The sequence below is a fragment of the Phormidium sp. CCY1219 genome (assembly GCF_035615515.1).
Lineage (GTDB): Bacteria > Cyanobacteriota > Cyanobacteriia > Cyanobacteriales > Laspinemataceae > CCY1219.
Map to the genome: position 1 here is coordinate 1 of NZ_JAJENT010000601.1, position 14253 is coordinate 14253.

At 52.5% G+C, this 14253-nt stretch carries 9 protein-coding genes; 4 read left to right on the top strand and 5 right to left on the bottom strand.

Annotated elements, in window-relative coordinates:
* The 3 genes from LKK83_RS16925 to LKK83_RS16935 form a co-directional block, all read right to left on the bottom strand.
* A partial coding sequence (locus LKK83_RS16925) for a GldG family protein (protein ID WP_324632417.1) occupies nucleotides 1-1365 on the bottom strand: 1365 nt, incomplete at its 3' end.
* Nucleotides 1366-1456: 91 nt separating this feature from the next.
* Nucleotides 1457-2269, bottom strand: coding sequence for an ABC transporter permease (locus tag LKK83_RS16930; protein ID WP_324632418.1), 813 nt, complete (start codon nucleotides 2267-2269; stop codon nucleotides 1457-1459).
* Nucleotides 2270-3358 carry an ABC transporter ATP-binding protein gene (locus LKK83_RS16935; RefSeq protein WP_324632419.1) on the bottom strand — a complete coding sequence of 363 codons (1089 nt, stop codon included), beginning with the start codon at nucleotides 3356-3358 and terminating at the stop codon, nucleotides 2270-2272.
* 414 nt (nucleotides 3359-3772) lie between these two features.
* Here LKK83_RS16935 and LKK83_RS16940 point away from each other — a divergent pair, with 414 nt between their 5' ends.
* Nucleotides 3773-5908, top strand: coding sequence for an S-layer homology domain-containing protein (locus LKK83_RS16940; protein ID WP_324632420.1), 2136 nt, complete (start codon nucleotides 3773-3775; stop codon nucleotides 5906-5908).
* 172 nt (nucleotides 5909-6080) lie between these two features.
* On the opposite strand, the gene LKK83_RS16945 is transcribed toward LKK83_RS16940, so the two are convergent.
* Nucleotides 6081-7661: a glycoside hydrolase family 5 protein gene (locus LKK83_RS16945; protein WP_324632421.1), complete on the bottom strand. Its 1581-nt coding sequence runs from the start codon at nucleotides 7659-7661 to the stop codon at nucleotides 6081-6083.
* 440 nt (nucleotides 7662-8101) lie between these two features.
* On the opposite strand from LKK83_RS16945, the gene LKK83_RS16950 reads away from it, so the two are divergent.
* Nucleotides 8102-8314, top strand: coding sequence for a hypothetical protein (locus LKK83_RS16950; protein ID WP_324632422.1), 213 nt, complete (start codon nucleotides 8102-8104; stop codon nucleotides 8312-8314).
* Nucleotides 8315-8797: 483 nt separating this feature from the next.
* On the opposite strand, the gene LKK83_RS16955 is transcribed toward LKK83_RS16950, so the two are convergent.
* Complete coding sequence (locus LKK83_RS16955; protein ID WP_324632423.1) at nucleotides 8798-10267, bottom strand: leucyl aminopeptidase; 1470 nt, start codon at nucleotides 10265-10267, stop codon at nucleotides 8798-8800.
* Between the two features lie 313 nt (nucleotides 10268-10580).
* On the opposite strand from LKK83_RS16955, the gene LKK83_RS16960 reads away from it, so the two are divergent.
* Both LKK83_RS16960 and LKK83_RS16965 read left to right on the top strand, forming a co-directional pair.
* On the top strand, nucleotides 10581-11720 hold the full coding sequence (locus tag LKK83_RS16960; RefSeq protein WP_324632424.1) for a class I SAM-dependent methyltransferase: 1140 nt from the start codon (nucleotides 10581-10583) through the stop codon (nucleotides 11718-11720).
* 129 nt (nucleotides 11721-11849) lie between these two features.
* Nucleotides 11850-14006, top strand: coding sequence for a lytic transglycosylase domain-containing protein (locus LKK83_RS16965; protein ID WP_324632425.1), 2157 nt, complete (start codon nucleotides 11850-11852; stop codon nucleotides 14004-14006).
* Nucleotides 14007-14253 lie beyond the last annotated feature (247 nt).

Sequence of the window (14253 nt, forward strand, 5' to 3'; positions counted from 1 at the left end):
TTCCTCGGCGGCGGGTTCTTCCTCGGCGGCGGGTTCTTCCTCGGCGGCGGGTTCTTCCTCGGCGGCGGGTTCTTCCTGATTGCTGGGAGTGCGGTTGAGGGCGACTCCCAAGGTGAGAGGACCGGCCCGATCGCTTTCCGGATTAAATTCCAACTCTGCATTTTCGGGGGTGGATTCCGCCCAACTTTGCTCGCTGGTGAGTAATAACGGGGTGCTTTCGATGCCTTCTACCGCTTGAGTTTGAATGGGGCGGGCCAAGGGATAGAAGGAGTAGCCGCCGCGAAAGTCCTCGACAATTGGGTGATCGCCATAGTTGGTGACTAATGGAGTTGCCGGACCTAAGCCGAGTAATCCGCCACTTCCGGAAGAATCGATCGCGATACTGTCGTCCAATTGAAGGCCCCATGCTTCCAGGAGGGGATCCAAACCGGGATTGGTATCCGGATCGAGCATCAGCAACAGACTTCCGCCGCGATCGAGGTAGTCTTGCAAAGCGGTGACTTCCGCTTCAAACAGGGGTTGTTGCGGACCTGCTACCACCACCACCGAGGCATCTTCCGGTACACCGGCACCCCGGGCCAAGTTTAGGGGTTCGGTGGTGAAGTTGGTTTCGTTTAAGGTGGCGATCGCTTGGGAAATCGCCCCGCGACCTTCTTCCAAAGGACGTTCCCCGTGACCTTGGAGAAAATAGACTTGATAGGTGCGATCGCTGGTAAACTGCTCCAAACTGCTGGTGAGTTTGGCTTCCGAAAGTCCCGCCCCTTGATTCGCTCCTTGGACGAATTGGCGACGTTCTGCATCGGCACTTGCCAAATAGACTTCTCCAAAGCTTTTGACTTCAAACTGTTGCGCCAGGGCGGGTTGTTTTTGCGGGTCTACATATTCAAAATCGAACAGATGGGGTGCTTGGCGGCGATAGTTTTTCAGTAATTCCACATCGGCGGGATTGCGGGTGCGATCGAACACCACCACCTTCACCGGTTTGGGCAAATTCCGCACTAACTGCTGAGTTTGCGGGGCGAGGCTAAAGCGTTGATTTTCCGTGAGGTCGAGGGGGTCGGTGTAGGTGACGGCGAGAAAATTAATCGCCGCCAAAATCGCGATCGCCGAGAGAGTGGCGATCGCCGCATTGGTTCCCGCTTCGGCGGAACGGGGGTTGAAAACTCCCTCCTGGGTAGCGATCGTCCACAGAAGCCACAACCCGACGATCGCAACCCCGGCACTCGTCACGCCAATCGAAATCGGATCCCACCCCGACAAGAACCCCGCCACGAAACCGGCGATCGTCAGGGCAAGGCCAAACCATATACCATAATTGAACAATTTTTTCAAGGTTTTTGGCGTTTTTTCTTCCAGGCTTTTCATCTGCAAATAGAAGCGATAAGAGAATGCACGATTAAGAATTCACGGCGGGGGAGGGGATTGTTCTTCCCGACTCCTCCCCCATTCTGAATTTCTAACTCCGTTGGAAGCGCAAAGCATCAATCGACTGGGCGGTGAGAAAGATGCCTAAAACCACATAACTGGCAAATAAAATCAAACTGCTCGGATCCAGTTGTCCCCGAATCAGAGTGCTGTAATGTTTCAGTAACGATAAATGCTCCAAAGCATCGCCGAGAACCCCGCCCACATTATTGGCCACCACATCGATAATCCAGAGAAATAATACCAAAGAAAACGTCAAAACTGCCGATAAAATCGTGCTATCGGTTAAAGAAGAAACGAACATGCCCAGAGACAGCACGGCGGCCCCGAGCAAGATCAATCCCAAATGTCCGAGCAAGGGCACGGTAAGCGGTAGGGGAGGATTGGAAGCAGTTAACGCAATGGCTTCTAACGCCAATAACGGCAACACCATCGCGATAAAAAACGTGACCACTCCCAACAATTTCCCCGTAGCCACTGCCCAGTTCGTAATCGGCGAAGTGGCCAGCAATTCCAACGTGCCGCGCTTGCGTTCTTCGGCATACAATCCCATCGACAAAATCGGCAACACAAATAAAGACAGATTGCCCATGATTGCCAAAAAATTTTGCAGGAATTGATAGGCAACATCGATAGCGGGAATGGGGATATTCATTTGTTGTCCTTGCACATCCATCATGGCCACTTGTTGAATGATGCCCTCAGGGCCGAGGAGCATCGCCACCAAGAAAATGCCAGCAATCAGCCAAAAAACGCCAGCGATCGCATACGCCAGTGGCGATACAAAATAACTCTGTAATTCCTTGCGGTAGATGGCCATCACATTGGCGAAAATAATGCCCATTTATTCGTCTCCTTCAGCAGTGTGTGCCCGATCGTCTTCCGAGATTTCTTCTGCCTCTAATACGGGTTCTGGGGTAGAGTGTAACTCAGCGCCCTCTGAGTCCCAGGCCACCTCCTGTGTGGGTAACGCCGGGTGATGTTCTTCCGTGGTTAGTTGCAAGAACAGATCCTCGAGATTTGCCCGAGTTCGCCGCATTTCGTGCAAAGAAAACCCGGTGGAGACAAAAGCGCCGACAATATCCGGTCCGGGTTCCGTTCCCGGTTCGGCGATCGCGCGGATCTTATATCGATGAGACGGAAGCTTGTCATCGCGCAGCAATTCCACCGATCGCAAATTGGGCAAAGCGGATAACGCCGCGATTAACGGATCCGTATCCGGTTGTTCGTCCCGCGCCCCTTCCAATTCATAAGCGGATCCGCCGGTGAGTTGACTCGTCAAATCCTCCGGGGAACCGGTCGCCACCACTTGACCGCCATTAATAATCGCCACCCGAGTACAGGTCATGCTCACCTCGGGCAAAATATGGGTGGACAAAATAATGGTATGGTCTCCGGCGAGACGCTTGATTAAATTCCGCACGTCGATAATTTGGCGCGGATCGAGACCCACGGTGGGTTCATCTAAAATAATCACCGGCGGATCGTGGACCAGGGCTTGGGCCAGGCCCACCCGCTGACGAAACCCCTTCGAGAGTTTGCGAATCAAGACATGGCGTTTTTCCTTCAGATTGCACCGTTCGATCGCCCGATCCACTTGTGCGGCGCGATCGCCCGGACTGACCAGCTTCAAACGCGCCACGAAATGCAAGAATCCCTCCACGGTCATCTCCGGATAAAGCGGGGGCGTCTCGGGTAAATAGCCGATTCGCTGTCGTACTGCGAGGGAATTTTCATGCACCTCATAGCCGGCAATCTTCGCCGTCCCGCGATTCGCGGGGAGGTATCCGGCTAAAATTCGCATGGTGGTAGTTTTCCCCGCCCCATTTGGCCCCAAAAACCCGAGAATTTCCCCGGGTTCTACCGTAAAGGTGACATCTTCAATTGCTGGGGTCGAACCATAGGTTTTGCTCAAATGCTCCACTTCAATCATGCTGCTTTCACCCCACGAAAACGGTTCGCATCTTATTCAGGATACCCCCTTCTGGTGACAATCGGATGAGTGTCACCACTGTTCATCTGCCTAGAATTGAATGCCTAGAGAGTAACGCAGTGCATCTTTCACGCGCAACAGCGATCGCAAATTTTGTGCCAATTTCACTTGTGACCGTTTGCCTCCCAAACCCCCCGATTCTAGCACGTAGAGTGTAAACAAATGCGGCAAATGAGGATGTTTAAAAAACAAAGCTCGCGATCGCGCATTTTGGCAACAGGTGGGGAGCGGTTTTATCGGGTACTTCTATCGCCATCACATCTACCACCCTTCATCCAATGCCTTGGCAATCCAAAAAACATCCTCTCAAATCGCCGCTTTGAATTCTAGCAAACCTTCAAACACACTTCAATTATGGCTACACTTTACGTCAATCCAACCAGTGGTGACAATTCTGCTGCCGGTAGCCAGACGGCTCCCTTAAAAACCCTGACCGAAGCACTGAAAAAAGCAACATCCGGCACCACCATCAAACTTTCTGCCGGCAATTATAACGCAGGTTCGGGCGAGCAGTTTCCCCTGGTTATCCCAGCAGGCGTCAAACTTGTTGGTGACGAAGCCAGCAAAGGCGAAAAAATCGCGATCGAAGGCGGCGGAAAGAAAATTATTCCCGTATGGGCCGGCCAAAACATGACCGTCTATATGGAAGAAGGTTCCGAACTGCGCGGCGTCACCGTCACCAACCGCCAAGTGGGCGGCACCGGCGTGTGGATCGATTCAACCACCGCCACGATCGCCAACAGCACCCTGGCCAATTCGGCCCGCGAAGGCATCTTCGCCAGCGGTAGCGCCAAACCGATGATTGTGAATAACGTCTTCTTCCAAAACGCCGGTAATGGTGTCTCCTTTGTGGCCACAGCGAAAGGCGAAATCCGGGGCAATGTCTTTCAAAAAACCGGCTATGCCCTCAACCTGGGCAAGCAATCCGCACCCTTGGCGATCGAAAACAAAATCTTCGAGAACCGCTCTGGCGTCGTGATTACCGAGGAAGCGCGACCGGTACTTCGCAAAAATATCATCGAAAAAAATGAGTCCGATGGCATTGTGGTGACGCAAAACGCCCTCCCGGATATGGGCAGCAGCGAAGATCCGGCAGAAAATATCGTGCGCGACAACGGTCGGTACGACCTGCAAAATGCCAGTTCCAAGAAAATTATCAGTGTGGGAAATGAACTGTCCCCCACGAAGGTGAAAGGGGAAGTGGAGTTTCTCACCAGTGAGGTTCCCACTCCGACGCCGGACGAAACGCCGGACGAAACGCCGGACGAAACTCCGGACGAAACGCCGGACGAAACTCCGGACGAAACTCCGGAACAGCCCACCGAACTCACTGACGTGGCGGATCACTGGGGTGCTTCCTTTATTAACGCAATGGTGGATAAAGGATTCATCAGCGGTTTCCCCGATGGTACGTTTAAGCCGGATGATTCCCTGACTCGCGCTCAATATGCGGCGATTATTGCCAAAGCGTTCGACAAGGCGTATGTGCGCGAAGCCACTGAGTTTTCCGATGTGGCGGCAGATTTCTGGGCCACGGATGCGATTATCAAGGCGAACCGCATGGGCTTTATTGCCGGCTTCCCCGATGGTACCTTCCGTCCTAACGATAAACTAACCCGCGTGCAGGCGTTGGTGTCCTTGGTGAATGGGCTGCAACTGAGTGGCGGCGATGTGGCAAGTTTAGGGTATTACAGCGATCGCGCCCAAATCCCGAGCTATGCCACCGATGAAGTGGCTACCGCTACGCAACAAGGTATGGTGGTCAACTATCCGAACCTGGACGAACTCAACCCGATGCGCGAGATCAGCCGCGCTGAAGTGGCAGGGTCGATCTATCAAGCCTTGGTGGCGATGGGAGAGGCGATCGCTGTGGATTCCCCCAACATTGTGGTCGCGGAAGACACTTCTAACTCCCCCTTCAGCGACTTGGCCGGTCACTGGGCCGAGAAATTCGTGGTTTCGCTATACAATGAAGGGCTGATTAGCGGTCATCCCGATGGCACCTTTAAGCCGGATGCTAACATGACTCGCGCCGAGTACGCCGCTTTACTGACGAAAGCGTTCAACCCAGAAGCCACACGCGAAGCGGCAACCTTCAGCGACTTGCCAGAAGATTTCTGGGGCTATGTGGCGGTGCAAACGGCATACAAGGGCGGGTTTGTTTCCGGTTATCCCGACAATACCTTTAAGCCGAACGAGAATATCCAGCGCGCTCAGGTTCTGGTTTCTCTGGTGAACGGACTCGGCTTGTCCGGTGGCGATGCCACCGACTTGGCCCGGTTTACCGATAGTGCGACCATTCCCGAGTATGCCAAGGATGAAGTGGCCACCGCAACCAGCAAGAGCTTGATCGTCAGCTATCCGCAGAAAGAAAATCTCGAACCCACTCGCGAAGCCACCCGCGCCGAAGTTGCCGCGATGGTGTATCAGGCTTTGGTGGATGCCGAACGAATGGCCGCGATCGATTCGGATTATATTGTGTTGGCGTAATCTCTAGGCAATAGGGTGGTGGTTTTTCACCCTAGTGGTCCCAAAATTGGGGGTGGGCGATCGCCACTCCCTTTTTTTGTCTTTTTTCTCGCACCAGCCCTGCGCTATCCCCTGGTAAGCGTTGTCACCTTCTGGCAAATTCGGTGGCGATCGCCTTCCCTTCAGGTCAAGTTTAACAGCGTCGATCGTGCTGCCGTTTGAGCGCCCCAGTCCCCACCGCGAAAAAAGCTAAGGAAGCGATCGCAGAAGGTTCGGGTACCTTGCGCGGCGTCTCCCTTTCCTCTGCCTTCGAGAACCCTGGGGGAATGACGTTCGCATTTATCGTCGGCTCTTGAGGGGTGGTTCTTTCTCCCTCTGATGTCTCACCGGACTCGGTTTTCTCCTCAGTATCGTTATTTTCTACCTTGGCAACCACCGGGTTGAACTCCAGTTCCTCAACTGGGTCTTGATTTTTCCTATCCTCTGTAGTTTTATCTGTAGTAGCGGGTTGCTCTGGTTCCGGGTTTTCTGTGGCTTTCTCTGTAGGAGCGGGTGCCTCGGTTTCCATCTCTTCGTCTAACCCAGGCAATCCTAACGCTTCCACGATCGCCTGGTTCACGATCCGTTCTCCATCTTCGGTTTTATCCATTACACCGAATCCGCCGGTATAATCCCACATTGCCCATCCAATATCGTATTTTTCCAGGGCCGAGCGCGTATCGCCGATCCAGCGAGCGCGGTCTTCAGGGTCGATAAAATTACGATATACCCCAAATTCATTGGCAGTCAGCCGCACGTCGTGTTTCGTTGCCCAATCGGCAGCTTTGGCAATTCGCGCGTCAATTATCTGTGCGTCCCACTCGCCATCGCAATACCGTTGCGCTCGTTCCAAGGCGTTGCCCTCGCTGAGGCTGTCGATTACTGCGTCGCACTCGGCGCGATTGAAAGGATAGGGTAAATTGGCGATCTCGGCAAATTCATCATCGATCCAATCCGCTCCCTGATGGGTGACGCTCATGGGTTCGTAGAAGTGAAAGTTATACACCACATTCGGATCTTCTACGGGAGTCAGGGTTTCTAAACTATCAATTCCGCTCCAATCATAGGTGGTAGCAATCAAGGTATGATTGGGCGCGCCGGCTCGCATTTCCTCGAGCATTTGCTTCTGTACCCAATCCCAGCGTTTCACGGGATCTACATCTTCTGGCGCAAAAAAGTTGAAGGATGGCTCGTTGAGTCCTTCCAGAAACAACTTATTCGGATCCCGGGGACTGAGGTGTTCGGCGAGTGCCCCCGCAAATTGGGTATAGGTATCCACAAAGGCATCATCGTTTACCAGTCGGTCTTTCATGCTGTCTTGCGCTTGCAGATCCACGATCGCGCTGATGTTGCGATCGTGCAACTCATCGAGCGCCCCATCTAAATATTCGAGATATGGGCCATCGAGGGTTTCTGGATTGCTCTCATCTAGGAGCAGTTCTGGATCCACGGGCAGCCGCACGTGTTGGAATCCTAACTCCTCGATGCGATCGAAGTCTTCATCGGTGATGAAGTTTTCCATATGAGTCGGATGATAGTGGTCGTGTTGGGCAAACCAATGGCTGAGGTTAATCCCCCGGGTCAGGGCATTCTTGCGTTTATCCACGAGCTTGAGCCGATCTTGGGAAGGCTGAAGTGCCCTCCCATCGTTCGGCGAGCCTGCCTGTGCCGGGGCGATCCCGGGCAGCATAAACCCAACCAGTGTTAAACCCCATACTGTTTTGATGAATTTCATTTGCATTCCCTGATAACAACTTTTATTTGGCATTAAATTTAGAGATTGAAAGCACTTGTTTGCCTAATTATGTATCCCACGCTCTGTTAGAGATTGCGAGCTAGCCTCTCAGTCTATTTCCCCCTCGATTCACAGTCCGTCCCGAAGCCATAGCTCCGGCAATGTTCCGATTATTCGAGGGTGAGGTGGCTTTCCCACAGGGCAAAGTGAATGGATCTTCTACGGTGTGGGAAATGGTGTAAACAATTACTTTATATCCGTAATTTTGCAGGCAATTGGATTGCCTTTCGTTCACTTTTACATACTTTTGGAAATTTGCCCAGTGTTTTTACGGATTTTCTCGCAACTTTAAATTTTCTTCAAAAAAAATTATCTGATTTTTTATAAATTAATACCAGTAGAAAGAGGACAATCGCATCCATCCCTCTCTCGGTAGAGAAATGCAAAATATTCATCTAATGGTCGATAAAAATGTCTCCTGTGTGACAAGATTCAGCGCCAAGCAGATGGGGGAGTTTTCTGCCGCACTTCCCCCCACGCTGATTTTACTGCCGGGAGCAGCTCCTCCACATCGGGCAGGGGAAAAGCGCTGGGGATGGGCAAACTGCCATCGTCCCTGGAAGCCAAGGCGATCGCTCACGGTATATTTGTGAGGGGTTTGCGGTGGGGGAGAAATTGGCTCTTTTCAAACCATTTGCCAAAATGGGCTGGAAGGTTTTTATCGGGATAAAACTCAAACGATAGGCAGTTAGTCCCGGCTTGTTCTGCCAAATTGGCAACGGTTGATATCGCTGATATTCCTCCTTGCTTAAGTAATAAGACTTGAGGGAAACCTGTCGCCTTTCTCCAGAAGGAAAAACTGATTTGCATCGTACCCCTTAAGGTAGAATATGAAAGGGAAAACCCCGATCCGATCGCCTGTCTCCTGAAGGGCGATCGGCCAGGGAAAGGAGAAATAAAAAGAGCGAACTGTCAACTGGCTGAAGCATGAATCAGTAAAATAGAAATGCGATCGCCCCTCTCGGTGGAAGGGAGAGAGAATGGCGATCGCATTTCTTTGTTTGAAGGGATTGAGTGAGAAAGGTATATAAAATCGGAGAAAAAGCTGGGCGCGCCCAGCTTTTTCTCCCAGAGAATTATACTAACGCCCAGCGAACCAAAGTGCGAACCCCGAAGCCAGTAGCACCTGCACTGTTGTAGCCTTTGTCTTTATCGGTCCAAACCGGTCCGGCAATATCTAAGTGGATCCAAGGAGTATTCTCAACGAATTGCTTGAGGAAGAGGGTCGCCGTAATAGAGCCACCCGCACGAGGACCGGTGTTTTTCATATCCGCGTGCAGAGATTTCAATCCTTCAAAATAAGGTTCTTCCAAAGGCATCCGCCAGAATTTTTCACCGGCTCTTTCCGCAGCTTTCAACAGTTCATCAGCGATCGCATCATCCGGACTCCACAAGCCGGCAATATCATCACCGAGGGCCACCACACAAGCCCCAGTGAGGGTAGCGAGATCCACAATCGCATCCACCCCCAACTTTTCCGTAAATACCAAAGCATCCGCGAGAGTTAAGCGACCTTCAGCATCCGTATTATTCACCTCAATCGTTTTCCCATTAGAAGCCGTCAGGATATCCCCCGGGTGCATTGCATTACCGCCGATCATATTTTCCGTAACGGCGGCGATGAAATGAACCTCCACATCCGGCTTCAATTGGGCGATCGCTTTAGCCGCCCCAAACGCAGTCGCCGATCCGCCCATATCCATCTTCATCGTTTCGATGCCGCTACCCGAGGGTTTCAAATTCAGACCCCCCGAGTCAAACGTCAGACCCTTACCCACGATCGCCAGTTTCCGACGGGGCGTCCCCTGGGGCTTGTAAGTCATATGGATAAACTTCGGCGGCATATTCGACGCTTGCGCCACCCCCAAAAACGCGCCCATCCCGAGTTTTTCGCAATCTTCCTTCTCCAGAATTTCCAATTCCAGACCGTATTGCGAAGCTAACTCCTTCGCCATATCCGCCATCGTTAGGGGCGTCACGCTATTCGCAGGGGCCGCCACCAGTTCCCGGGCCAAATTTACCCCACTACAAAGGAGCTGAGCGCGAGAAATTGCCGCCTCCTGACCCGCCAGACCCAGCAACTCCACTCGTTCGACCCCAGGTCCAGTGTCTTCCGGCTCGGACTTAAAGCGATTATCCTTAAACAAAGCTAACTCAACCCCTTCCACAATCGCCTCTGCCGTAGCATCCGGGGCATCATTGTAAGTAGGTAGGTCAATGGCGAGGATTTTGCACTTTTCCTTCTTCGCCAAGCGGGCGGCGGCGGCAGCAGCCAGTCTGAAAGTCTCGAGTTTCAGCGCCTCGGGTTTACCCAAACCCACCACAATAATTTTGCGGATCGCGCCAGGCCCTACCCGAGTCACCGCACTGCTGCCTTCTTTGCCCTTAAACTCGGCTTCCTCAATCAGTTCCTTCAGGGTGCCGGAGAGCTTTTCATCCAGCTTCGCCAACTCTCCAGAGATTTCCACCGCATCTTCAAACAAACCCACCGCTAGGGCATCGCCAGACCATTCCAAACGGGGCGTATCCGTTCCTTTAAATTCCATTCCTCGTTCTACCTGAATGAGTAACAAATCGCAACACTATCAGTATGGATCGAGATTGACATTCTTCTCAGGTTAGCGGACATCCGCAATCTTTGCATTTCCTCAGTTCCCCCAGCAGCCACCTCCTGCCTCGGGCGATCGCGGGTTATGCTATGGTAATCTGCTATCGGTAAAAGATGGGGGTTTCCATCTCGCTTAAACCGCTTTTTTGCGATCGCCCCTTTGGCCCCCAATCTTTGTGGCGCGATCGCTCGCTTCATTCCCATCCAAACTGCTATACCCTGGATTCTTAGAACGAATTGGAGAATGAGCCTTGGTTTCGGAAGCCTTTGAGCAACCTACCTATCCTTCACCGCAGACTCCTGCCAATTTCCCTGCGGCACAGACCCCCCTGCCTGACGCCAAGCCGGATCCGGTTGTCCGGGATCCCACGGTTTTAGAGCAAATTTTGCGGAAAAAGTTTAAGAGTCTGACCGGTGCCACCGGACAGATTGTCATGCCCTGCATTCCCGAAATGCTCGAGGAACACATACAACTTGCACTCGGGGTTCTCAGCGCGCTGGGCCAAAACCTCACCCCAGAAGAAATTCAGGCTTTGCGGCAAAACTTCGCCAGCAAACTGAGTGCAGGATTTCAAGCGTCTCCCCACGCCCGCTTAATCTTCAAATACGGTCCGCCCTCCCCCACCCAGGGGTTAACCAGTGGACTGCAAGTCAACGCCACGGTGGAGATATCCTCCCTCGAGGAGAAATACAATGGCTGGGTCAAACATCGCACCGGCCCATTGTTTGGCAGCCATGCCGATGCAAAACTGCTCGATGTGGCGGCCACACTGAGGGATCCAGCGCGATCGCCGATTCTGGATGTGGGTGCGGGCACCGGTCGCAATACCTTTCCCTTGGCCAGAAAAGGCCACCCGGTGGATGCAGTAGAACTTACCCCCGTGTTCGCGCAAAAAATGTTTTCCGAGGCACAAACCCATCAGTTGCCCGTCCGGATTATCCAAGGTAATATTCTCAATCCAAAACTGAAATTAACTCCCGGTTCCTATAAACTTGCCGTGGTTTCGGAAGTGATTTCTCATTTCCGCGATCGCGATAGCGTCTCCAAGCTGCTGACAAAACTGAGCAACGCAGTGCAACCGGGCGGATTCCTGTTGTTTAATGCGTTCCTAACCGTAGAAGGGTACCACCCCCCCGAACAAGTGCGCCAAATGGCAGAAGTGGTCTGGAGCTATCTGATGACGCGGGATGAACTCGCCGAAGCAATGGCAGGTTTGCCTTGGGAAATTATCTCCGATGAGTCGGTGTATGAATACGAACGCCTGCATCTGCCTCCCGAGGCATGGCCCCCCACCGCTTGGTTTGCGGGTTGGGCCACGGGACGCAATATTTTTCCTTTCGCCCAAACTCCGCCAGTAGAATTACGCTGGGTACTCTGTCGGCGATCGTAGGACGAAGGAATCTTCGCGGACCTGTTTGAGGGCGATCGCTCTAACTGCGTGGGGCTGTTAGCTCCTCGGACAAATAAACATTAAAAAAACTACAATTAATCTGTTGCTGGTCTGGGACGGGGAAACGTGATGTTTACGAAAAAGCAAAGATCCAATAAAGTTTCTGTAGCTGTGGGAATCGCGCTGTTTGTCATGTTAATCGGTGCTGCAGTGCCGATCAAAACATGGCTCGAATTGGCCGAGCAAACGCCGAAAGTCCTGAAAATAGATGGGCTGATGGCATCCAAGTCGGCAGTGAAGCCTTTGGCACTGCTCAAACCCGAGGAACGAGAAGCCGAACTCAAACGCCTTGCTAAAGGAGACAAAAAACCCGATCGCGTTCAGGCTCGTTATCTGTTAGCTCAGGATTTGCTCGAAGCCGGGAAAGCAGATGAAGCCCTCCAGTGGCTGGAAAACCTGGAAAACGACTATTCTATTCTCGCTCCCTACGTTTTGAAGACAACGGCCCGCGCCTACGAAGTTAAGGGAAATCCCGAGAAAGCTCGCGACACCTGGCAAGCATTGCTCGATGAGTATCCTGACTCCCCCGTGGCGGCGGAAGCGTTATATGCCTTGGGCAAAAGCGAGCCAAAATATTGGGATGAAGCGATCGCTCGTTTTCCCGCTCATCCGCGCAGTGTGGAAATTGCCCAAACTCTCCTGAAAGACAACCCAGACGACTTGGAATTACTCTTGCCGATCGCCAAACATGGCATTTACCTGGAAAATTACCAGTCTTACTTGGAAACCTTGATAGAGAAACATGAATCGCGCCTCACTCAGGAAAACTGGGAAGCGATCGCCTTTGGCTATTGGGAAAAGCAAGAGTACGGCAAAGGTGCTCAAGCCTACGCCCGCGCGCCTTGGACCGCTCAGAGCGCTTACCGTGTGGCCCGGGGACGTCAGGTTTCTGGGGATAAAACAGGAGCGATCGCAGCCTACAAACGTCTCAATTTCGACTTTCCCGATAGCGAACAAACCGGCTTGGGTCTGTTGCGATTGATCCGACTCCTGGAACCGAAAGAAGCGGCTCCCTATATCGAGGAAGTGCTCGAACGCTTTCCCGAACGCGCCCCCGAGGCTCTCTTCGAACGCGCCGAACTCCTCGACGAACTGGGTAGCAAAAGTTCTGCCGAAGAAGCGCGTCAAGCCATCTTGAGTGAGTATAGCGATTCCGAGGCGGCGGCCAAACTACGCTGGAGCTTAGCCCAGCAAAGCGCCACGATTAAGGATTTTGAAGAAGCAAAAAAATGGGCTTTACAACTGCGCGAGGAAAACCCGGATAGCGATTTGGCTGCCGAAGCAGGCTTTTGGGCCGGCCTGTGGGCAAAGCGTCTGGAACAAGACAAACAAGCCCGCGCTGTGTTTGAGGACGTGCTGTACAATGATACCGACTCGTACTATGCTTGGCGCTCGGCGGTCCATCTCGGCTGGGATGTGGGCGACTTTACCTCGGTGCGCGATCTCAACCCGGAAGTGGTGCGACAAACGGAACGAGTTGAAGTTCCTGCCGGTTCGGAACAGTTAAAAGAACTTTACCAACTCGCTCAAGATCAAGATGCCTGGCGTCTGTGGCAAGTGGAATTTACCAATCGCATGGATCCCACAGTGGCCGAACAGTTTACCGATGGTTTGATCCGACTCGGCGTTGGGGATAATCTCGATGCTCTGTTTATGGTCTCGAGTTTGGCATGGCGCGATACCCCGGAAGAACGAGCCGAATATAAGGCGATCGAGCAAAAACCTCATTACTGGGAAGCCCTTTATCCCTTCCCTTATCTCGATCCGATTCTCAAGTGGTCTCGCGCTAATGAACTCAATCCACTCCTCGTGACCGCATTAATTCGCCAAGAGTCCCGTTTTATGCCTAAAATTCGTTCCGTGGTCGGTGCGGTGGGGTTAATGCAGGTGATGCCAGAAACCGGGGAATGGGTCGCGGATAGTATCGGTCTCAAGGAGTACGATCTGGATAATCCAAATGACAATATCAGGCTCGGCAGTTGGTTTCTCAGTTTTACCCACCGACAGTACAAAAATAACTCGATGTTGGCGGTGGCAAGTTACAACGCCGGTCCGGGTAAGGTGGCTGAGTGGGTGGATGAGTTTGGCCTAACGGATCCCGATGAGTTCGTCGAACAGATTCCTTTCCCGGAAACGAAAGGCTACGTGATTAATGTGTTTGAGAACTACTGGAATTATCTGCGACTGTACAATCCAGAAATTCTCAACCGCTTATCTGGTTCTTAGGCGGGTTTAAGGGGTGGCATACTCTGGGGATTGCACCCCCTACGGCTTCAATTCAGGGGCGGTTAGAAACCTTCTCCGTGAAAGAGGAATGAATTGGTAACGAATTAGATACGCAAAACCGAGTTCAAGTGCGCTTGATTTAAACGACTTCAACGTGGTAGGGGAAGCAAATTTAGCTTCTCGGCGGGAAGCCCCGCGCTCTACCCGTGCTTGGTGAGCGTCGGGATGAGAGCCAGGGGAAATGGAG